This window comes from Pseudomonas sp. SDO52101_S400, assembly GCF_054071635.1.
In genome coordinates, this window is the sequence record NZ_JBSVWF010000007.1 from 80,084 (window position 1) to 102,412 (window position 22,329).

Genomic DNA, 22,329 nt, shown 5'->3' on the forward strand with positions numbered 1-22,329 from the left:
AGAGATGGCATTGTGCCTGCAATGTGGCCAGTTAAGCACACACAATGTGATCCAGATCACAGGCTGTCTCTTTAACGGCCGAATCCCTCGGTTTCTGAGCCTTCAATCAAGGTTTTTTCCTTGGCGACCATGAAACTTTCGTCATGGCCATCATTCGTGATGGCCATGACGGTCATTTCTACTCAGAGATCGTTGTAGAACGGTTGTAACGGACCCTCCGCCGCCGGCCGACCTTCAGCGCCGTAAGGCTTGAGATTGAGCGATGCATCCGTCGCCTGACGAGTCGTGACCTTCGGACTGGCCGGACGCTGGGTCACGGCGTTTTCATCGCCGATGTGGCCCTGCGGGATGACCAGCGACGGGTGATCGAAAGGCGCCCGCTCCCAGGCAACACGCGGATCGGTCAGGCCGACCTCCATGAATTTCACCAGGGCGTCGATTTCCTCAGGTGTCAGGTTCAGCGCCGTCATGTCCGGATCGAGATTGGAGGTGTTGTGCTGATTCACCGCCGGGTGCTCGAATCCGCTGGTGTTGTTGGCATCCTCGCCGCGCCGGTCGCCGCCACGGTTGTAGAACTCCATGACCTGCTTGAGCGTGGCGCGACTGCCGTTGTGGAAGTACGGGCCGGTCAGGGCGATGTTGCGCAGGGTCGGGGTCTTGAATGCGCCGTCAACTGAATCGCGGAACCCGACATTCGGTTTGAGCGTGGCATCGCACGGAATCGCCGCACTCAGCGGTGCTTCAAAGGTGCACACGTCGACATCCAGCGGATCGACCGATTTTCCGCCCTGCAACACCGTGTTGTACTGACGGGTGAACGACCACGGATTGCCCCAGGCATCCGCACCGCCGAGGGCCAGATCTTCCGAAGTCGGCCTGACGCCGGTGTTGTAGAAGCCGTTGTCATAGAGCGTGGTCAGGTTGTCGGCCATCACCATCCGTTCGATGCGTTCACGCGGATGCATCAACAAGCGGCTGGCGGCGTTGGTCAGCTCCGCACCGCCGTGGCAATTGACGCATTTGCCCTTGCCGAGGAACAGGTTCATCCCCTCGACCTGCTGTGCGTTCATGGCGGTGTGGTCGCCTTGCAGATAGGCATCGATCGGCGCCTGATCGGACACCAGCGTGGCCTCATACATCTGGATCGCCAAGCCGAAGAACAGCGGGAAGTTGGCTTCCATCTGGGTGTACGGCGCGCCGCCAACCAACACGTTTTGCGTTGCGTTCCACAACCGGGGCTGGAAGGCATTCTTGATCAGTTCGCGATAGGTCGGACGCCGTGCACCGGACACTGGCCCCAGCACCGAATCGCTGGACGAAATCCGTTGCTGCTTGAGCATCAGCGTGTCGAGCATCCGCCGGCCGATGTCGGCAAAGGTGCGGCCACCGCAGGACATTTCCACCGGGCTGCCGGGCGGGCCGACGGCTTGCGAGGCGGCAGACGCATCGTTGAGCGCCAGCCTGACTTTCGTGGCGACCGTGCTGCGTTCGCTGGTCACGTAGATCCCCGCATCCGGGTCGCGATTGCCGAACGGCGAAAACCCGTTGAACACGTTGTTGGCCCGACCGTCCCAGAAGTTGCGCACGTTGAACGCAGCGTTGATCACCGAAGGCGCGTTGCGACCGGTGCTGCGCCGGACGTTGATGCCGCCGACCTGAAACAGGCCGTCCGGCTGCTGGGTGCATTTGTCGAAGCGCGGCTGATTGGGTTTGACGAAGTTGGCGTCGAACACGCCTTGGGAACCGACTACGTCGTCAGTCGAGTAAACGATCGGCGAGTTACGCTCCAGTGGATTGCTCAGCACGTGGGTCGGAAAGTCGGTTTTCTTCAGCGTGTAGTTCGGGCCACCCTTGCCGCCGGACAACGTTGAGTAAGTCGCCACGTCGCCGGGAATGTCGGAAGCCACAAACGGTTTGTTGAAAATCGACGCGACGTTGGCGTTGGTGTTGGCCTGGCCGGGGTTGAGCTGGTTGGTGATGCGATGATCGACGCCCGCATGGTAGTGGCAGGATGCGCATGCAGTTGCGCCGTCACTGCCGATCTCCATGTCCCAGAACAACGCCTTGCCCAGCAGGATCGCAGCAGAGCGGTTGAGCACGTAGTCGGTCATCAGGTCGACCTTGCGTCCGCCTTCGGTCCCGGAGGGATCGGGAGGAACCATCCCGCGCAAAGATTGCAACGACGGGACCTCCGGCACCGGGGGGGGGACTTCGGCGGGGTCGGCGGCCCAAGCGCTTTGGACTGAAAGCGCGACGGGTAACCAGAAGGTCAAACGAGCGAGTCGACTGATGTTCATAGGCTTCACCCTGACTGTTGTTGTTAAGTGCCGGGCGTCTTGCTTCTTTGAGCAGGCAGTTCTGGTTAGCACCGGTAAATCGGGCAGTGCAATTAATTGGCCACTCTTCTGGAAACATCTTGAATCAATAAGCACAGGGGCTTGGCTGAGCAAAGCCGTCATCAGTGATGGGGAATCAGCCCCGGGATTGGGGAAATCCGGGCACAAAAAAACCGCTGCCCCCGAAGGAGCAGCGGTTTCTGGAACGACCGCGTGAAGGCTTAGTAGCCCAGCGAGAAGTTCTCTTCCTTCATGTCCATCAGGTTGTTGGCGCCTGACAACATGGTTGCCACGTGCGTACGGGTACGCGGCAGGATGCGCTGGAAGTAGAAGCGCGCGGTTTGCAGCTTGGCGGTGTAGAAGGCCTCGTCGGTGGTGCCGGCAGCCAGTTTTTCAGCAGCCAGACGCGCCATGTCAGCCCAGAAGTAGGCCAGGCAGGCGTAACCGGAGTACATCAGGTAGTCCACGGAGGCCGCGCCGACTTCTTCGCGATCTTTCATGGCAGCCATACCGACCTTCATGGTCAGCTCGCCCCACTCTTTGTTCAGTGCAGCCAACGGAGCGACGAACTCTTTGACGGCTTCGTTGCCTTCGTTGTTCTGGCAGAACTTGTGGACGATCTTGGTGAAGCCTTTGAGAGCCTCGCCTTGGGTCATCAGCACTTTACGGCCCAGCAGGTCGAGTGCCTGGATGCCGGTGGTGCCTTCGTACAGCATCGAAATGCGGCTGTCGCGAACGTTCTGCTCCATGCCCCACTCGGCGATGAAGCCGTGGCCACCATAGATCTGTACGCCGTGGTTGGCGGATTCGAAACCGACTTCAGTCATGAACGCTTTGGCGATTGGAGTCATGAAGGCCAGCAGTGCGTCGGCTTTCTTCTTCTCTTCTTCGTCCACGCCGTATTTGACGATGTCGACCTGTTTGGCGGTGAAGTACACCATCGCACGGTTGCCTTCGGCGAATGCCTTCATGGTCAACAGCATGCGGCGTACGTCTGGGTGCACGATGATCGGGTCAGCGGCTTTTTCCGGCGCTTTCGGGCCAGTCAGGGAGCGCATTTGCAGACGATCGCGAGCGTATTTCAGGCCGCCCTGGAAGCCGATTTCAGCGTGGGCCAGACCTTGCAGCGCGGTACCCAGACGTGCGGTGTTCATGAAGGTGAACATGCAGTTCAGGCCTTTGTTCGCCGGGCCGATCAGGAAACCGGTCGCACCGTCGAAGTTCATCACGCAAGTGGCGTTGCCGTGGATACCCATCTTGTGTTCCAGCGAGCCGCAGCTCACAGCGTTGCGTGCACCGACGGTGCCATCGGCATTCGGCAGGAACTTCGGAACGATGAACAGGGAAATGCCTTTGGTGCCAGCCGGTGCGTCCGGCAGGCGTGCCAGCACGATGTGGACGATGTTGTCGGCCATGTCGTGCTCACCGGCCGAGATGAAGATCTTGGTGCCGGAGACTTTGTAGGAACCATCAGCCTGAGGTTCGGCCTTGGTGCGCAGCATGCCCAGGTCGGTGCCGCAGTGTGGCTCGGTCAGGCACATGGTGCCGGTCCATTCGCCGGAGACCAGTTTGGTCAGATAGGCTTCTTGCTGCTCTGGCGTGCCGTGCTCGGAAATGGTGTTCATCGCGCCGTGCGACAGGCCCGGGTACATGCCCCACGACCAGTTGGCTTCGCCGACCATCTCGCTTACCGCCAGACCCAGCGACTCAGGCAGGCCTTGACCGCCATGCTCGACGTCATGGGCCAGACTTGGCCAGCCGCCTTCGACGAATTGCTTGTAGGCCTCCTTGAAGCCGGTCGGGGTTTTCACGCCGGACTCGCTCCAGGTGCAACCTTCGATGTCGCCCACGCGGTTCAGCGGTGCCAGCACCTGCTCACAAAACTTGGCGCCCTCTTCGAGAATGGCGTCAACCATGTCCGGCGTTGCGTCTGCGCACGCTGGAAGGCTCTGATAGTGCGCCTCGTAGCCGAGCAGTTCGTCACGAACGAAGCGAATATCACGCAAGGGGGCCTTGTAGTCAGGCATAGCGATAAACCTCTGCTGATGTAACCGGGAATGAACGACCGCATTGATTTGTTGTGACGGTCAAACAGTTGTTTGAAACATACGTTTACGCCGAAATCTTGTCAAGCATCGTTCTTTTGCCATTCGTCATCACATTTTCTGAAGCGCGGACACAGCACCGCGACATGCGCCCGACCGAGCCATGTGCAATGAAAAAAGATTAGTTGAGGAAGAAGGACTTACAACGAAAAACGCCGCGAACAGTCGCGGCGTCTGGTAAAGCGGAGATCAGAAAATCAGGCGAACGTATCGATGATTGTACCGAGCATTTCATCGGAGGCCTTGGCGACTTTCGTGCCCAGTTCCACTTGAAACTTGCCCTGGGCCATCTCGGCCATGGCGCTGCCCGGATCCATTTGCTGGCTGCGATCCACGCCGCGCAGACGATCGATCTGGGCTTCGGAAGACTGACTGGTGACCGAACGCTCAATGGTGTTGTTGGCGATCTGGCTGGCAGCCTGATCGACGCGGTTCTGCCCGGTCTGAATGGTGCTCAGACCTGCATAAAAAGCTGTGTTTCCGGAGATTTCCATGGGAGCTCTCATCCTTGGGAAGGATCAATGGCTGCCATTGAACCAGAGGCGCCAGAAAAACACCCGTCAAAAACACTAATGGCACAGTGCCTTGTCATAGCCAAAATCAGTCGAGCAGATCCAGTTGCAAATGATCGGCGACCGCCTCGGCGCTGACCGCCTTGAGTTTCGGCACCCGCCCCAGGCAAGGCGCCGGAATCCGCTCGGCCAGCGTCGCCAGGTTCTCTTCCAGCCGCGAGGTCTTCGGATCAATGATGTTTGCCACCCAACCGGCCAGTTGCAGCCCGTCCCGGGCAATCGCCTCGGCCGTCAACAATGCATGGCTGATGCAGCCCAGACGCACGCCCACCACCAGAATCACCGGCAGATTCAGCGCAATCGCCAGGTCCGACAGATTGTCCTGATCCGCCAACGGCACCCGCCAGCCACCCGCGCCTTCTATCAACGTGAAGTCGGCGTTCATGGCCAGAATCTCGCGCATCGGCGCCAGCAACGATTGCACGGTCAGCGCCACGCCAGCCTCTCGTGCCGCCAGATGCGGCGCGATCGCCGGCTCGAACGCCACCGGATTGACCTGTTGATACGTCAGCGGCAACGAGCACTCGGCCTGCAACGCCAGCGCATCCGAATTGCGCAGACCTCTGGGCGTCACGACACAACCGGACGCCACCGGCTTGCCCGCCGCCGTACTCAACCCTGCCGATCTGGCGGCATGCAGCAACCCGGCGGCGACAGTCGTCTTGCCGACGTCAGTGTCGGTTCCGGTGATGAAATAGGCTGCGCTCATAAGGGTTTCTCCAACACGGCGTAGACCACCTGATAAGTCGCCGGCAAGCCCTGCGGCTGACGGAACTGCTCGTAGGCTTCGACCAGCCCCAGAATCCGTGCCCGACCGGTCAATCCACCCGGCCGACCGGGGTTCAGGTTATGCGCACCCAACGCCTTGAGTTCATGGGTCAGGCTGCGCACATCCGGGTAATGCAGCACATGCGGCCGGTTCTCCAGACAAACACTGCGCAAACCACTGGCCGCGCACAATTGCTCGTACCGGGCGAACTCGCGGAAGCGGTTGACGTGCACCAGGCCATCGACCTGACGCCAGCTGTCGCGCAATTCGTACAGCGTCCCTGCACAAAGACTAGCAAACGCAAAAATCCCCCCCGGTTTCAGCACCCGGAAGGCTTCGCTGAGTACCGCTTCGAAGTCCGCACACCACTGCACGGCGAGGCTGGAGAAGATCAGATCGCAGGTCGAATTCTGCAACGGCAGACGCTCGGCATCGCCAGCAATAAAGTGTGCGGCCCCACCCAACGGCCGGGCGTGATTGAGCATGCCCTCGGCGATGTCCAGCGCCAGCCCTTCCTTACCCGCAAAACGCTCGGCCAGCGCCCGAGTGAAATAACCCGTGCCACAGCCGAGATCCAGCCAGCGCGGCGGCAGAAAATCCACCGGCAGATGCTTCAACAACTGCGTACCAACATCACGCTGCAACTCGGCGACGCTGTCGTAGCTGGCCGCTGCGCGAGAAAATGACGCCGCGACCTGGCGCTTGTCAGGCAAGCCACCGGGCAGCGCCGCAAGAGACAAATCAGTCATCACCGCACTCACTTAAAAATGCCTGGATCGCACCGGCCACACCGTGAGGGTCTTCCAGAAGAAACGCATGGCTGGCCTGCTCGATCAGCCCGACCTCGACATCCGCCAGCAACGCGAACAACTCGCCCGCGGCTTCCGCCGGCACCAGCCCGTCCAGCCCACCAAACAGATGCAATTGCGGGCCTCGAAACACCTGCAAGGCATTGCGCGTATCGATCTGCGCCAGCAACTCCAAGCCAGCCATCATTGCCGCTGGCGAGGTATTCGGCGCACCGCCCAGCAACAGCCGCGACAGGCCGCGAGAGTCCTGCGCACCCTGAGCACACAACAGTGAAAACCGCTTGAGCGTCTGGCGTGGGTCAGCACTGCAACCGGCCAGAAACGCATCGAAGGTTTCCCCCGGCATCGCGCTCGGCCATTGCTCATGGGCAACAAAAGAAGGATTGCTCGCCAACGTCAGCAAGCCGCAGCAATGTTCGCCACGCCGCGCCGCCAGCTCCGAAGCCAACATACCGCCCAGGGACCAGCCACCCAGCCAGACATCCTGGGGAATGCGCTCATCGAGTTCGTCGAGCCAGTCCGCAGGATCGCTGGATTCCAGCTCTGGCAATGGTTCGATTTCCACCGTCAGGTGTTCGTCGAGTCCGCGCAGAGCCGCCGCCAGCGGCTCCAGCGGGGAAACCCCCAGGCCCCAACCGGGGAGCAGAATCAGTCGATCACGCATGGCTTGGCTCCGACTTGAGTTGGGCAAAGCAATCGGCCAGTCCTTCTAACAATAGTTGTACCTGCGCTTCACTGTGAGCGGCGGTCAGCGTGACCCGCAGCCGTGCACTGCCGGCAGGCACGGTCGGTGGACGGATCGCGGTGACCATCAGCCCGCGCTCGCGCAGCATCTGCGACAAACGCACGGCGCGACCGGCGTCGCCAATCATGATCGGCTGGATCGGCGTGAAGCTGTCCATCAGCTCCAGGCCGATCTGTTCGGCGCCGTGGCGGAACTGGCGGATCAACGTCTGCAGATGCTCGCGACGCCAGTGTTCGCTACGCAGCAACTCGAGACTCTTCAATGTTGCACAGGCCAGCGCCGGCGGCTGGCTGGTGGTGTAGATGTACGGGCGGGCGAACTGGATCAGGCTTTCGATCAACTCTTCACTGCCGGCCACGAACGCGCCAGCCGTGCCGAACGCTTTGCCGAGCGTGCCGACCAGCACCGGAACGTCTTCCTTGCTTAAACCGAAATGCTCGACGATGCCGCCACCGTTCGCGCCCAGCGGGCCGAAACCGTGGGCGTCATCGACCATCAGCCACGCGCCTTTGGCCTTGGTTTCCCGGGCCAGCGCCGGCAGGTCGGCGAGATCGCCGTCCATGCTGAACACGCCGTCGGTGACCACCAGTGTATTGCCGGTGGCCTTCTCCAGACGCTTGGCGAGACTGTCGGCGTCGTTATGCAGATAGCGATTGAACCGCGCGCCGGACAACAATCCGGCATCCAGCAACGAAGCATGATTGAGCCGGTCTTCCAGCACCGTGTCGCCCTGCCCGACCAGCGCCGTGACCGCACCGAGGTTGGCCATGTAGCCGGTGGTGAACAACAGCGCACGCGGCCGTCCGGTGAGGTCGGCCAGGGCTTCTTCCAGCGCGTGATGTGGGCCGCTATGGCCGATCACCAGATGCGACGCACCGCCGCCAACGCCCCAGCGCTCGGCGCCGGTGCGCCAGGCTTCGATCACTTGCGGGTGATTGGCCAGGCCCAGGTAATCATTGTTGCAGAACGCCAGCAACGGCTGACCGTCGACCACCACTTGCGGCCCTTGTGGGCTTTCAAGCAGCGGGCGCTGGCGATAGAGATTTTCGGCACGACGGGCAGCAAGGCGTGCGGCGAGATCGAAAGACATGCAAGCCTCACGGGTGGCAAATGAATCAGCAGGCGCTACCCGAGGCAGCGCCTGAGAGAACGGGCGATCAGACCGCCGCGTTGTAGAACTGCTCGCTGCTCTTCTGCTCCACCAGCGCCTGCTCGATGGCGGCCTGGTGCACTTCGTCGGCATGTTCTTCGCGGGCTTCCGGCTGAATGCCCAGACGCGCGAACAGTTGCATGTCCTTGTCAGCCTGCGGGTTGGCAGTGGTCAGCAGTTTGTCGCCGTAGAAAATCGAGTTGGCGCCGGCGAAGAACGCCAGGGCCTGCATCTGCTCGTTCATCGCTTCGCGGCCGGCGGACAGTCGCACGTGGGATTGCGGCATGAGAATCCGCGCCACGGCGAGCATGCGGATGAAATCGAACGGATCGACGTCATCGGCGTTTTCCAACGGCGTGCCGGCAACTTTCACCAGCATGTTGATCGGCACCGACTCCGGATGCTCCGGCAGGTTGGCCAGTTGTATCAGCAGGTTCGCGCGGTCATCGAGAGACTCGCCCATGCCGAGGATGCCGCCGGAGCAGATCTTCATCCCCGACTCACGCACGTAGGCCAGAGTCTGCAGACGCTCGCTGTAAGTGCGGGTGGTGATGATGCTGCCGTAGAACTCCGGCGAGGTGTCGAGGTTGTGGTTGTAGTAGTCCAGCCCGGCCTTGGCCAGCGCTTCGGTCTGGTCCTGATCGAGACGACCGAGGGTCATGCAGGTTTCCAGGCCCATGGCCTTCACGCCTTCGACCATTTTCAACACGTAAGGCATGTCCTTGGCCGACGGGTGCTTCCACGCCGCGCCCATGCAGAAACGGGTCGAGCCGATGGCCTTGGCGCGGGCAGCCTCTTCGAGGACTTTCTGCACTTCCATCAGCTTTTCTTTTTCCAGACCGGTGTTGTAGTGACCGGACTGCGGACAGTATTTGCAATCTTCCGGGCAGGCGCCGGTCTTGATCGACAGCAGAGTGGAAACCTGGACGCGGTTGGCGTCGAAATGCGCGCGGTGCACCGTCTGCGCCTGGAACAGCAAGTCGTTGAACGGCTGAACGAAGAGTGCTTTGACTTCGGCCAAAGACCAGTCGTGACGCAGGGTGGCAGTGGTGCTGGCGCTCATGGGCGATTCCTTGGTTATGCTTGGCTTGCGCCTGGGGAAACGGAATACCCACAGGCACGACACGGATGTTCGGCATATTTAAGGAAGAGCCATGCACTGTCAACCATATCAAGATAGAACGGTTTACATCTGGTTAAATAATAACCACACCTGTTTGGTTTGCGATGAGCCGGCGGAAACCGAAACACCCCTCTGCGTAGCCTGCGAAACCGATTTGCCCTGGCTTGGCGATCAATGCATGACTTGCGCATTGCCGCTGCCGGCCGCAGGCCTGACGTGCGGCGGCTGCCTCAAGGACCCGCCCGCCTTCGAACACGTCGTGGTGCCCTGGTCCTACGGCTTCCCGGTGGACAGCCTGATCACCCGCTTCAAGCACAACGCGAAATGGCCGTTTGGCCGCCTGCTCGGCGAAGTTCTCGGGCAGTTCCTGCAACATCGCTTCGACGAAGGCCTGCCACGCCCGGACGCCTTGTTACCGGTGCCATTGGCGAACAAGCGTCTGCGCCAGCGTGGATTCAATCAGGCCGCAATGCTGGCGCGGTGGCTCGGCAAACAACTGGATCTGCCCTGTGAAGAAAATGTCCTGCGCCGAATTCAGGACACCAGCGCCCAGCAGGTACTCGACGCCAGGGCGCGCAAACTCAATCTGCGCAACGCCTTCGAACGGGTGCCGGACGCTGATGTACGAGGCCGGCACTTGGCCTTGGTCGATGATGTGCTGACCACCGGCGCCACCGCCCAGGCATTGGCCCGGCTGCTGGTGGACGCGGGCGCCGCGCGGGTCGACGTCTACTGCCTGGCCCGAACACCGAAACCTGGCGACGCGGCTTGACTCACACACGCCAAGCGGCCAACTTCCTCCACCATCAACCCAGCACAAAGCACCCGACATGTCCTTGCCTTCCCTGTTGTCCCAGCACATCGTCCGCCGCCCGCAGCGCATCGCCCTGCTGCAACACATTGCCGAACAGGGCTCGATCACCCGCGCCGCCAAAAGCGCGGGCCTGAGTTACAAGGCGGCGTGGGATGCCATCGATGAGCTGAACAATCTTGCGCAGAAACCCTTGGTCGAGCGGGCGGTGGGCGGCAAGGGCGGCGGTGGCGCCAAACTGTCCAGCGAAGGCGAGCGGGTGCTGCGTCTTTATCAGAAGCTGCAAGCCTTGCAGGCGCAGGTGCTGGAAGCCGCCGAAGACGCCAGCGACCTGGATCTGCTCGGGCGTTTGATGCTCCGGACCAGCGCCCGCAATCAGTTGCACGGCAAAGTCGTGGCAATCGAGGGTCAGGGTCGCAACGACCGGATCCGCCTGGAACTGGCCGAAGGCCTGTGCATCGACGCACAGATCACCCACGACAGTACTGTGCATCTGGAGCTTCAAGCAGGCACCGAAGTAGTGGCGCTGATCAAGGCCGGATGGCTCGAACTGTTGGGCCGCGGGCAGACTGCAACATCCGGTCACAATCTTCTCGAGGGCACCATCGAGGCGATTCTCGATGCCGAGGACGGGCCGAGCGAAGTGCGCATTGCCCTGCCCAATGGCCAGATACTCTGCGCTCTGGCTGAGCCACTGCACCTGCGCACCAACGGCCTGACCCTCGAACAACCGGTGCAAGTGCAGTTCTCGCCGTCCAATGTGCTGATAGGCACACCGCTCTAGCCCGGTTCCCTGCAACAAAAGCGTCATCGCCTCTCATTAAGGTGGCTGCCAAAACCAAGCAGGGAGCCTGATGTGAGCCTATTAGAAGAAAACCAATCCACTGACCTGGAAAAAATGGTCGGCCTGAGCCGTCGCGGTTTCATCGGTGCCGGTGCGTTGTGCGGCGCGGCGATGTTCCTCGGCGGCAGCCTGTTGAGCCGCAGTGCACTGGCCACGGGTGTCAGCGCCGGCAACAGCCGTCTGCTCGGCTTCGACAGCATTCCGGCCGCCACCACCGACGTCATCAGCCTGCCCAAGGGCTACAAGTCGTCGGTGCTGATCAGTTGGGGCCAGCCCCTGCACAAGAACGGCCCGGCCTTTGACCCGAGCGGCAACGGCACCGCGGCTGCACAGGAAGTGCAGTTCGGCGACAACAACGACGGCATGAGCCTCTTCGCCTTCCCGGACGACAAAAATCGCGCCCTGATGGCGATCAACAACGAATACACCAACTACCGCTACCTCTACCCCCATGGCGGCCAGCCGCAATCGGCGGAAGACGTGCGCAAGGCACTGGCCTGCGAAGGCGTGTCGGTGATTGAAGTGGCGCGCAAGAATGGCCAGTGGCAGTTCGTTCAGGGCTCGCGCTACAACCGCCGCATCCACGGCAACTCACCGCTGCGTATCAGCGGCCCGGCCGCCGGCCACGCGCTGCTGAAAACCAGCGCCGACCCACACGGCAAGAAAGTCCTCGGCACCTTCCAGAACTGTGCCAACGGCAAGACGCCGTGGGGCACTTACCTGACCTGCGAAGAGAACTTCACCGACTGCTTCGGCAGCAGCAACGCCCAGCAGCAGTTCGACCCGGCGCAGAAACGCTACGGCGTGTCGGCCGCCAGCCGCGAGATCAACTGGCACCCGTTCGATCCGCGTTTCGACATGGCGAAGAACCCGAACGAACTCAACCGTCACGGGTGGGTGGTGGAAATCGACCCGTTCGACCCGCAATCGACGCCGGTCAAACGCACCGCGCTCGGTCGCTTCAAACATGAAAACGCTGCCCTGGCCGAGACCGACGACGGTCGTGCCGTGGTGTATATGGGCGACGACGAACGCGGCGAGTTCATCTACAAGTTCGTCAGCCGCGACCGCATCAACCACCGCAACGCCAAAGCCAACCGCGACATCCTCGATCACGGCACTTTGTACGTGGCGAAATTCGACGCGGGCGACGGCAACCCCGACCACCCGAAAGGCCAGGGCCAGTGGATAGAACTGACTCACGGCAAGAACGGCATCGATGCCAGCAGTGGTTTCGCCGATCAGGCCGAAGTGCTGATTCATGCACGTCTGGCGGCCAGTGTGGTCGGTGCCACGCGTATGGACCGTCCGGAATGGATCGTGGTCAGCCCCAAAGACGGCCAGGTTTATTGCACCCTCACCAACAACGCCAAGCGCGGCGAAGACGGACAACCGGTGGGCGGCCCGAACCCGCGCGAGAAGAACGTCTACGGGCAGATCCTGCGCTGGCGCACCGACCGCGACGATCACGGCTCCAAAACCTTCGCCTGGGATCTGTTCGTGGTGGCCGGCAACCCGAGCGTGCACGCCGGCACGCCGAAGGGCGGTTCGTCGAATATCACCCCGCAAAACATGTTCAACAGCCCGGACGGCCTGGGTTTCGACAAGGCTGGCCGACTGTGGATTCTCACCGATGGTGATTCGAGCAACGCCGGTGACTTTGCCGGAATGGGCAACAACCAGATGCTCTGCGCCGATCCCAAGACTGGCGAAATTCGCCGGTTCATGGTCGGGCCGATCGGTTGCGAAGTCACCGGGATCAGTTTCTCGCCGGATCAGAAAACCCTGTTCGTCGGGATTCAGCATCCGGGCGAGAACGGCGGCTCGACCTTCCCCGAGCATTTGCCGAACGGCAAGCCGCGCTCTTCGGTGATGGCGATTACCCGTGAGGATGGCGGGATCGTCGGCGCCTGATACGGCAGCGGTCAGGTCGTTCCCGCGTTCTGCGCGGGAACGATCCCCTCAAGACACCCTGTCTGCGCTACCATGCTGGGCCGGACGCGGCAGCCTGCTGCGCGCAGGAGTCAGCATGGCCCACCCGTTTGAAACCCTCACCCCAGACCTCGTGCTCGATGCCGTCGAAAGCATCGGCTTTCTGAGCGACGCGCGCATTCTGGCGCTCAACAGTTACGAAAACCGCGTCTATCAGGTCGGCATCGAAGACTCCGAGCCGCTGATCGCCAAGTTCTATCGCCCGCAGCGCTGGACCAACGAGGCCATTCTCGAAGAACACCAGTTCACCTTCGAACTGGCCGACGTCGAGATCCCGGTGGTGGCGCCACTTATCCACAACGGCCAGACCCTGCACGAACACGCCGGTTTCCGCTTCACCCTGTTTCCCCGTCGCGGTGGCCGAGCGCCGGAGCCAGGCAATCTCGATCAGTTGTATCGCCTCGGCCAGTTGCTGGGGCGCATGCACGCGGTCGGCGGAACCAAACCGTTCGAACACCGCGAAGCGTTGGCTGTGAAGAACTTCGGCCATGCGTCGCTTGCCACTTTGCTGGAAGGCAACTTCATTCCGAAAAGCCTGTTGCCGGCTTATGAGTCGGTCGCCCGTGACCTGCTCAAACGCGTGGAAGACGTCTATGCCGCCACGCCGCACCAGAACATCCGCATGCACGGCGACTGTCACCCCGGCAACATGATGTGCCGCGACGAAATGTTCCACATCGTCGACCTCGACGACTGCCGCATGGGCCCGGCGGTGCAGGACATCTGGATGATGCTCGCCGGCGACCGTCAGGAATGTCTCGGACAACTGTCGGAATTGATGGATGGCTACAACGAATTCCACGATTTCAACCCGCGCGAACTGGCGTTGATCGAACCGCTGCGCGCCCTGCGCCTGATGCACTACAGCGCCTGGCTGGCCCGACGCTGGGATGATCCGGCGTTCCCTCACAGTTTTCCGTGGTTCGGCACGGAGCGGTATTGGGGCGATCAGGTACTGGCGTTGCGTGAACAACTGGCGGCGTTGAATGAAGAGCCGTTGAAGCTTTTCTGACACGACACGTCTATACAACTGCCCGTACAATCGCTGCTTTGTTAGTTGCCTAAGCAAGGATTCTGCATGCAAGCCGCCAACCCGCGTCGCGGGTACATTCTGGGCCTGAGTGCCTACATCATCTGGGGACTGTTCCCGCTCTACTTCAAAGCCATCGCCGAAGTACCGGCGGTAGAAATCATCATCCACCGGGTGTTGTGGTCGGCGCTGTTCGGCGCGCTGCTGCTGATGGTCTGGAAGCATCCGGGCTGGTGGCAGGAGTTGCGCGACAACCCGAAACGCCTGGCGATTCTCGCACTCAGTGGCACCTTGATCGCGGCCAACTGGCTGACTTATGTCTGGTCGGTGAACAATGGCCGGATGCTGGAAGCGAGCCTCGGTTATTACATCAACCCGTTGGTGAACGTGCTGCTGGGTATGCTGATCCTCGGCGAACGCCTGCGCCGCATGCAGTGGCTGGCGGTCGGTCTGGCGGCGGTCGGCGTTGCGCAGCAGGTGTGGCAGGTCGGTAGTCTGCCGTGGGTGTCGCTGGTGCTGGCGCTGACCTTCGGTTTCTACGGCTTGATCCGCAAGCAGGCGCCGGTCAAGGCACTGCCAGGGCTGGTGGTGGAAACCTGGATGCTGGTGCCGATCGCCATTGCATGGTTGCTGTTCAATCCGACTGCAACCAGCGCACAGGCCGCGTTCTGGACCACCTCCGAAGCCTGGTGGCTGGTCGCTGCAGGTCCGGTGACGCTGGTGCCATTGGTATGCTTCAACGCGGCCACTCGGCATTTGCCCTACACCACGATCGGATTCCTGCAATACCTGGCGCCAACGCTGGTGCTGTTGCAGGCGGTGCTGCTGTTCGGTGAGCAGCTGTCGTCCAGCACGCTGATCGCGTTCATGTTTATCTGGGCCGGTCTTGCGGTGTACAGCGTCGATGCCTGGCTGAGCCTGCGCCGCCGCAGCTGATCAAAAAACGCACAAATCTCCACAGGCCACGGTTCTCGTGGCCTGTATCGTTCCTTCCCAAGCTTATCCACAGCGTGATCCCCGCCGTTTGTGCGCAAGTCACTGAATGCTGGCGGTTTTTTGATCAATCCACGCCAAGCCACGGCGGGCTTGGCCTGGCGGTCAGTCTCTACAGGTTATCCACAGGCAGGTGCACGTTAAAACTGGATAACCCGATCCGTCTTCACACGTCGGTGCGCAGTACCAAATCCACCATCAAGTCATCAGCCAGAGTTTCCAGGCGCGATTGCAGCACATCCAGCGACAGGGTCAGCGGCACCGCCAGAATGGCTTCGGCGTGGAACAGCGGCTCGCTGCTCATCGGCGCCGGCCGTACTTCGGTCACCAGCCGTTCGAGGTTCACGCCCTGCTCGCTCAGCAGCCGGGTGATGTCGCGCACGATGCCCGGACGATCATTGCCCACCAGTTCCATGGCGATCGGCTTCCAGGTGCAGGCCTGTTCGATACCGCTTTCGGCGACCAGCACACGAATGCCATGGGCCGACAAAGCTTGTAGGGCATCGACTAATTCGTCGTAAGCCTCCGCTGGCACAGCGACCCGCAGAATCCCGGCGAACTGCCCGGACATCCGCGACATGCGGCTTTCCAGCCAGTTGCCGCCGTGTTCGGCGATACATTGGGCGATGCGCTCGACCTGCCCGGGCTTGTCCGGAGCAAAGACAGTCAGTACGAGATGATTCATGGCGCAGCCCTCTTGTCATGACTCTTGTTATAGAAAAGCAAGTATAGGCAAGCGTTCGACGGACGCCTCAGACGCTCGAAATCACGAATCGTGTACAACTTTTTATATTTAACTGGAACAATCCATTGGTTTTTTGAGAACATCCCGTTCCGCGCCGTGACCGCAATGCGTCATGGGGTCGCAGAACGACGTAATTAGTCTGATTTTCACAACCGCAACTCATCATGTAGTATGCCGCAGCGCGCACTACATAACGTTGGTTCGATGTCTGCCCAAGGCACGTTCGCAACCCTGAAAGCCCTGTCAGCAAGGCCCCCAAGCCGTTGATTGGTCCCAGCCCAGCCGCCAGCGATGGCATGTACTGGTCGAGGGGTTTGTGGTTTAAATGGCCAGAGGCTTCATTGTTAAATTGAAGAGCTGAAAAGCGAAATAGCTGAGCAGAGTGAGGCAAGCAATGACTGAACACGTTCAAGTCGGTGGCCTGCAGGTCGCCAAAGTCCTGTTCGACTTCGTGAACAACGAAGCCATTCCCGGTACCGGCCTCACCGCCGAAAAATTCTGGGAAGGTGCCGACAAGGTCATTCACGACCTGGCGCCGAAGAACAAAGCCCTACTCGCCAAACGCGATGACTTCCAGGCTCGTATCGATGGCTGGCACCAGAGCCGTGCCGGTCAGCCACACGACGCCGTGGCCTATAAAGCCTTCCTGCAAGAGATCGGTTATCTGCTGCCAGAAGCGGCTGATTTCCAGGCAACGACGCAAAACGTCGATGACGAAATCGCCCGTACCGCCGGCCCGCAACTCGTGGTTCCGGTGATGAACGCCCGCTTCGCCCTCAATGCCTCGAACGCCCGCTGGGGTTCGCTGTACGACGCCCTGTACGGCACCGACGCCATCAGCGAAGCCGGTGGTGCGGAAAAAGGCAAAGGCTACAACAAGGTGCGTGGCGACAAAGTCATCGCCTTCGCCCGTGCGTTCCTAGACGAAGCGGCGCCACTGGCAGCCGGCTCCCACGTCGATTCCACCGGCTACAAGATTGCTGACGGCAAACTGGTCGTTACCCTCAAGGGCGGCAGCACCAGCGGCCTGCGCAACGACGCACAGCTGATCGGCTTCCAGGGCGATGCCAATGCGCCGATCGCGATCCTGCTGAAGAACAACGGTCTGCATTTCGAAATCCAGATCGACGCCAGCACTCCGGTTGGCCAGACCGACGCCGCCGGCGTCAAAGACATCCTGATGGAAGCGGCACTGACCACCATCATGGACTGCGAAGACTCCGTGGCTGCCGTCGATGCCGACGACAAGGTTGTGATTTACCGCAACTGGCTCGGCCTGATGAAGGGCGATCTGGCGGAGTCCGTGTCCAAGGGCGGCCAGACCTTCACTCGCACCATGAACCCGGATCGCACCTATACCAAGGTCGACGGCAGTGAACTGACCCTGCACGGCCGCTCGCTGTTGTTCGTACGTAACGTCGGTCACCTGATGACCATCGACGCGATCCTCGACAAGCATGGCAACGAAGTGCCGGAAGGCATCCTCGACGGCCTGGTGACGTGCCTGGCGGCGATGCACAACCTGAGCGGCAACACTTCGCGCAAGAACACCCGCACCGGTTCCGTGTACATCGTCAAACCGAAGATGCATGGCCCGGAAGAAGCGGCGTTCACCAACGAACTGTTCGGTCGCATCGAAGACGTGCTGGGCCTCAAGCGCAACACCCTGAAAGTCGGGATCATGGACGAGGAGCGCCGCACCACGGTCAACCTCAAGGCCTGCATCCAGGCGGCCAGCGAGCGCGTGGTGTTCATCAACACCGGTTTCCTCGACCGCACCGGCGACGAAATCCACACCTCCATGGAAGCCGGCCCGATGGTGCGCAAGGCTGACATGAAGGCCGAAAAATGGATCGGCGCCTACGAAAACTGGAACGTCGATATCGGTCTGAGCACCGGCCTGCAAGGCCGTGCGCAAATCGGTAAAGGCATGTGGGCGATGCCCGACCTGATGGCGGCGATGCTGGAGCAGAAAATCGCTCACCCGCTGGCCGGCGCCAACACCGCCTGGGTGCCATCGCCGACCGCCGCTGCGCTGCACGCGCTGCACTATCACAAGGTCGACGTGTTCGCCCGTCAGGCCGAGTTGGCCAAACGCGCCCGCGCTTCGGTCGATGACATCCTGACCATCCCGCTGGCGGTCAACCCGAACTGGACGCCGGAGCAGATCAAGAACGAACTGGACAACAACGCCCAGGGCATTCTCGGTTACGTAGTGCGCTGGATCGACCAGGGCGTCGGTTGCTCGAAAGTGCCGGACATCAATGATGTCGGCCTGATGGAAGACCGTGCGACGCTGCGTATCTCCAGCCAGCACATCGCCAACTGGCTGCGCCACGGCATCGTGACCGAAGCGCAAGTGATGGAAAGCCTCAAGCGCATGGCGCCGGTGGTTGACCGTCAGAACGCCAACGACCCGTTGTACCGTCCGCTGGCACCGAACTTCGACAGCAACATCGCTTTCCAGGCGGCGGTCGAACTCGTGATCGAAGGCACCAAGCAGCCGAACGGCTACACCGAGCCGGTACTGCACCGTCGTCGCCGCGAGTTCAAGGCTGCCAACGGCCTGTAAACCTGCTCTGATGCCGGACATGAAAAAGCCCTGATCTTTTGATCAGGGCTTTTTTGTTCGTGATGTATGTCTGAGTTTTGAGTAGGGCTTGAGATCCATCCCCCCTCACCCCAGCCCTCTCCCCCCAAAGGGGGCGAGGGGGAAAGGGAGCAGATCGGGGGCTTTTCAGATTTTGAGTTCAGCTCAATATTTCAGGTCGGTGAAACTCGCACAAACCCCGCAGTCAGTCCCCTCTCCCTCCGGGCGGTCCGACGCTTCGGGAGGGTTAGGGTGAGGGGGCTTTGGCGTCAGGCTCAATCCCCAACTCATGTTTGACCAGCCCCAGCAACTTCGCCGTATCAATCGGCTTAAGCAGAAAGTCCACCACGCTCAAATGCATCGCCGCAATCGCATCCTTCACGTCGGCATCGCCAGAAACAATGATGATCGGCATCGCCGCCCGCACCGATTCGCGTACCTGGCGAATCAGTTCCAGACCATCGACATGGCCCATCCGCAGATCCGTGATCACCAGCCCGATTGAAGGTTTTTCCTCGATCATCTTGAGCGCGGATTCACCGCTGGCTGCGGTCATGCAACGAATGCCGTCCAACCCGAGAATCTCCGACAACAGCTCCCGGGCGTCCTTGTCGTCATCGACGATCAATACACGCTGCGGTGGCAAATCGGGTTCGAGCATTACAGCGCTGAGCGCTTCCCGCTCGGCGTCGCTCAAAATATCGTGGTCGGACATGGCGTTCTCTACGTTTTCAAATCGATCCCCTGGCACAGTGGTCAGACATCGCTGGGCAGAGCTTCAATGTGCACTTCGTCGGATTTTTTTCCAAGGGGCGAACCGGATAATTTCTGACTGATTGCGTAGGGTATTTCCGAAAATCACCCAACGGCACGCCAAACCTAGACTTACGTCCAATGGGCACCCCGCGCGATGGGGTCGACCATGGCTGCAACGATCCGACAACAACAATTCGAAAAAGACTGCGGTAATGGTTATGAGTAAAGCGGACGCCTTCACCCAGGCAGGGAAAACCGCGGTGTTGCAGAACATTCAGGGCACATTGCAATTCCTCCAGCGCTTCCCCCCTTTCAATCAGATGGAACACGCCCACCTGGCCTACCTGGTGGAGCAATGTCAGCTGCGCTTCTACGGTCAGGGCGAAAGCATCATCAAACCCGCCGACGGGCCGGTCGAACACTTCTACATCGTCAAGCAGGGCCGGGTGGTCGGCGAGCGACCGCACACGGCCAAGGGCGGCACCGAAACCACGTTTGAAATCACCACCGGCGAGTGTTTCCCCCTGGCCGCGCTGCTCGGTGAACGGGCGACCCGCACCGAACATCTGGCAGGCGAAGACACGTTTTGCCTGCAACTGAACAAACTGGCGTTCATCAAGCTGTTCGCCCTCTCCAACACCTTCCGCGATTTCGCCCTGCGCGGAGTCAGCAGCCTGCTGGATCAGGTCAACCAGCAGGTCCAGCAGAAAGCCGTGGAAACCCTCGGCACCCAATATTCGCTGAACACCCGCCTGGGCGAATTGGCCATGCGCCATCCAGTCACCTGCAGCCCGGCCACACCGCTGCGCGAAGCGGTGAAGCTGATGCATGAGCAACAGGTCGGCAGCATCGTCGCAGTGGATGAGCACAAGACGCCGTTGGGGATTTTCACCCTGCGTGACCTAAGGCATGTGGTGGCGGAAGGTGTCGGCGACTTCAATGAACCGATCGAACGCCACATGACGCCCTCGCCGTTCTATCTGTCGCCGGATCACAGCGCCTTCGACGCGGCGATCGCGATGACCGAGCGGCACATCGCCCACGTCTGTCTGGTCAAGGATCAACGTTTGTGCGGCGTGGTCTCCGAGCGCGATCTGTTCTCGCTGCAACGGGTCGATCTGGTGCACCTGGCGCGTACCATCCGCAGTGCCCAGCGGGTTGAGCAACTGGTGACCCTGCGTGGCGAGATCGGCCAACTGGTGGAGCGCATGTTGGCTCACGGTGCGTCCTCGACCCAGATCACCCACATCATTACCTTGCTCAATGATCACACCGTGTGCCGGGTGATCGAACTGACCCTCGCCGAGAAAGGCGACCCCGGCGTGCCGTTCAGTTGGCTGTGCTTCGGCAGCGAAGGCCGGCGTGAGCAGACCCTGCACACCGATCAGGACAACGGCATTTTGTTCGATGCGCGGGATGCGGCCCATGCGGCGGAGATTCGCGGCAAGTTGCTGCCCATCGCCCAGCAGATCAATAACAGCCTGGCGCAATGCGGCTTCACCCTGTGCAAGGGCAACGTCATGGCCGGCAATCCGCAGTTGTGCCTGTCCCGCGCTGAATGGTCCCGGCGTTTTGCCGCGTTCATCCGCGAGGCGACGCCGGAAAACCTGCTGGGCTCAAGCATCTATTTCGATCTGCGGGTGGTCTGGGGCGATGAACAAGGTTGCGAGCAACTGCGTCGGGGGATTCTCGAACAGGTCGGCGACAATCGGTTGTTCCAGCGGATGATGGCCGAAAACGCCTTGCGAAACCGTCCGCCGGTGGGCCGTTTCCGTGAATTTGTGCTGACGAAAAAGAACGGCGAAAAAGCCACGCTGGACCTGAAAATCCAGGGCCTGACGCCATTTGTCGACGGAGCCCGACTGCTGGCTCTGGCCAACGGCATCGACGCCAACAATACCCTCGAACGTTTCCGCCAATTGGTAAATAAAGAAGTCATCGACCGACTGGATGGCGCCGCGTACGAAGAGGCTTACCACTTCATTCAGCAGACGCGCATGCAACAGCATCAACTCCAGACCCGGGAAAACCTGCCGTATTCGAACCGGGTCGATCCCGACAGCCTCAATCATCTGGACCGGCGCATCCTGCGTGAATCCCTGCGCCAGGCCCAGCGCCTGCAAAGCAGTCTGACCCTGCGGTATCAGCTATGAGCCTGTTCTCGTGGCTGCGTCCGGCCAGCCCGGTTCTGCCGGATGATCTGCGACAACGCCTGGCAAAACTGCCGGCGATCGGCGAGTTGAGCGAGTGCAGTCTGCGCGAACAGCGCTGGGTGGTGCTCGACCTGGAAACCACCGGGCTCAACCTTAACAAGGATCGGGTGCTGTCGATTGGCGCGGTGGTGATCGACGACGGTGCTATCGATTTCAGCCAGCAGTTCGAACGCACCCTGCAATGTCGCGAACTCAAACTCAGCCCCAGCGTGTTGATCCACGGGCTGGGGCCGAATGCGATTGCTGCCGGCAGCGAGCCGGCAGAAGCATTGCTCGAACTGCTGGAGTTCATTGGCGAAAGTCCGGTGCTGGCGTTTCATGCACCGTTCGATCAGCACATGCTGGGCCGGGCGGTGAAAGAACATTTGGGACACAAGCTGCAGCAAGTGTTTCTGGATGTCGCCGACATTGCACCGCTGGTGTGCCCGCAGGCGCACATCCGCGAGGCAGGGCTGGACGAGTGGATCGACTGGTTCAAGCTCGAAGTATTCGAGCGCCACCACGCCAGCGCCGACGCACTGGCTACGGCGGAGCTGGCGTTGATCCTGTTCAGCCGGGCGCGTCAGCAGCAGATTCACAGCCCATTGAATTTGCAGCAACGCCTGAGCCAGTGGAAGCGTCGTCAGCAGACGCATTCGTTCTGAGCCCCGGGTTGTCGCCCGACAACCCGACCGGTGGCCAATTGCTAACCATTCCCACCTCTGCCACAATCGCGAACAATTCTCGTTGGTTAACATTTCCCAGTC

The 22,329-nt window shown here is 60.9% G+C and carries 18 protein-coding genes; 8 read left to right on the forward strand and 10 right to left on the reverse strand.

Features of this window, described 5'->3' with window-relative positions:
* Positions 1-182 precede the first annotated feature (182 nt).
* From ACW9HX_RS05260 to bioB, 8 genes are all read right to left on the reverse strand, one after another.
* Entirely contained in the window at positions 183-2,297 is a 2,115-nt protein-coding gene (locus ACW9HX_RS05260; protein ID WP_457379754.1) for a cytochrome-c peroxidase, read from the reverse strand.
* Positions 2,298-2,557: 260 nt separating this feature from the next.
* On the reverse strand, positions 2,558-4,363 hold the full coding sequence (locus ACW9HX_RS05265; protein ID WP_457379755.1) for a phenylacyl-CoA dehydrogenase: 1,806 nt from the start codon (positions 4,361-4,363) through the stop codon (positions 2,558-2,560).
* A 275-nt stretch (positions 4,364-4,638) separates the two neighbouring features.
* Positions 4,639-4,935: a hypothetical protein gene (locus ACW9HX_RS05270; RefSeq protein ID WP_011336239.1), complete on the reverse strand. Its 297-nt coding sequence runs from the start codon at positions 4,933-4,935 to the stop codon at positions 4,639-4,641.
* A 106-nt stretch (positions 4,936-5,041) separates the two neighbouring features.
* Positions 5,042-5,722 (reverse strand): dethiobiotin synthase, encoded by a 681-nt coding sequence (gene bioD / locus ACW9HX_RS05275; protein ID WP_096817848.1) that lies wholly within the window; start codon positions 5,720-5,722, stop codon positions 5,042-5,044.
* Positions 5,719-6,531 carry a malonyl-ACP O-methyltransferase BioC gene (gene bioC, locus ACW9HX_RS05280; RefSeq protein WP_457379756.1) on the reverse strand — a complete coding sequence of 271 codons (813 nt, stop codon included), beginning with the start codon at positions 6,529-6,531 and terminating at the stop codon, positions 5,719-5,721. The genes bioD and bioC overlap by 4 nt, the downstream gene beginning before the upstream one ends.
* Complete coding sequence (locus ACW9HX_RS05285) at positions 6,524-7,255, reverse strand: alpha/beta fold hydrolase (RefSeq protein ID WP_457379757.1); 732 nt, start codon at positions 7,253-7,255, stop codon at positions 6,524-6,526. Before ACW9HX_RS05285 ends, bioC begins: the two co-directional genes overlap by 8 nt.
* On the reverse strand, positions 7,248-8,426 hold the full coding sequence (gene bioF, locus ACW9HX_RS05290) for an 8-amino-7-oxononanoate synthase (protein ID WP_457379758.1): 1,179 nt from the start codon (positions 8,424-8,426) through the stop codon (positions 7,248-7,250). Before bioF ends, ACW9HX_RS05285 begins: the two co-directional genes overlap by 8 nt.
* Before the next feature lie 67 nt (positions 8,427-8,493).
* Complete coding sequence (gene bioB / locus ACW9HX_RS05295; protein ID WP_457379759.1) at positions 8,494-9,549, reverse strand: biotin synthase BioB; 1,056 nt, start codon at positions 9,547-9,549, stop codon at positions 8,494-8,496.
* 91 nt (positions 9,550-9,640) lie between these two features.
* Between bioB and ACW9HX_RS05300 the strand changes: the two genes are divergently transcribed.
* The 5 genes from ACW9HX_RS05300 to rarD all read left to right on the forward strand — a co-directional run bounded on the left by ACW9HX_RS05300 (position 9,641) and on the right by rarD (position 15,222).
* The gene (locus ACW9HX_RS05300; protein WP_457379760.1) at positions 9,641-10,381 is read left to right on the forward strand and encodes a double zinc ribbon domain-containing protein; all 741 of its coding nucleotides are present in this window, start codon (positions 9,641-9,643) and stop codon (positions 10,379-10,381) included.
* Between the two features lie 58 nt (positions 10,382-10,439).
* The gene (locus tag ACW9HX_RS05305; RefSeq protein WP_457379761.1) at positions 10,440-11,204 is read left to right on the forward strand and encodes a TOBE domain-containing protein; all 765 of its coding nucleotides are present in this window, start codon (positions 10,440-10,442) and stop codon (positions 11,202-11,204) included.
* 72 nt (positions 11,205-11,276) lie between these two features.
* Positions 11,277-13,178, forward strand: a complete 1,902-nt coding sequence (locus ACW9HX_RS05310; RefSeq protein ID WP_457379762.1) for a PhoX family protein — start codon at positions 11,277-11,279, stop codon at positions 13,176-13,178.
* 115 nt (positions 13,179-13,293) lie between these two features.
* A complete protein-coding gene (locus ACW9HX_RS05315; protein ID WP_457379763.1) occupies positions 13,294-14,268 on the forward strand; it encodes a serine/threonine protein kinase in 975 nt (324 codons plus the stop codon).
* Positions 14,269-14,334: 66 nt separating this feature from the next.
* Complete coding sequence (rarD, locus tag ACW9HX_RS05320; RefSeq protein WP_457379764.1) at positions 14,335-15,222, forward strand: EamA family transporter RarD; 888 nt, start codon at positions 14,335-14,337, stop codon at positions 15,220-15,222.
* Positions 15,223-15,445: 223 nt separating this feature from the next.
* On the opposite strand, the gene ACW9HX_RS05325 is transcribed toward rarD, so the two are convergent.
* Complete coding sequence (locus ACW9HX_RS05325; RefSeq protein WP_457379765.1) at positions 15,446-15,964, reverse strand: glycine cleavage system protein R; 519 nt, start codon at positions 15,962-15,964, stop codon at positions 15,446-15,448.
* A 454-nt stretch (positions 15,965-16,418) separates the two neighbouring features.
* Between ACW9HX_RS05325 and ACW9HX_RS05330 the strand changes: the two genes are divergently transcribed.
* Positions 16,419-18,596, forward strand: a complete 2,178-nt coding sequence (locus tag ACW9HX_RS05330; RefSeq protein ID WP_457379766.1) for a malate synthase G — start codon at positions 16,419-16,421, stop codon at positions 18,594-18,596.
* 265 nt (positions 18,597-18,861) lie between these two features.
* Here the strand turns inward: ACW9HX_RS05330 and ACW9HX_RS05335 are convergent, their stop codons facing one another.
* On the reverse strand, positions 18,862-19,329 hold the full coding sequence (locus ACW9HX_RS05335) for a response regulator (RefSeq protein WP_457379767.1): 468 nt from the start codon (positions 19,327-19,329) through the stop codon (positions 18,862-18,864).
* A 253-nt stretch (positions 19,330-19,582) separates the two neighbouring features.
* On the opposite strand from ACW9HX_RS05335, the gene ACW9HX_RS05340 reads away from it, so the two are divergent.
* Together ACW9HX_RS05340 and ACW9HX_RS05345 are read left to right on the forward strand one after the other, a co-directional pair.
* Entirely contained in the window at positions 19,583-21,523 is a 1,941-nt protein-coding gene (locus ACW9HX_RS05340) for a putative nucleotidyltransferase substrate binding domain-containing protein (RefSeq protein WP_457379768.1), read from the forward strand.
* A complete protein-coding gene (locus ACW9HX_RS05345; RefSeq protein WP_457379769.1) occupies positions 21,520-22,227 on the forward strand; it encodes a 3'-5' exonuclease in 708 nt (235 codons plus the stop codon). Before ACW9HX_RS05340 ends, ACW9HX_RS05345 begins: the two co-directional genes overlap by 4 nt.
* Positions 22,228-22,329: the final 102 nt, after the last annotated feature.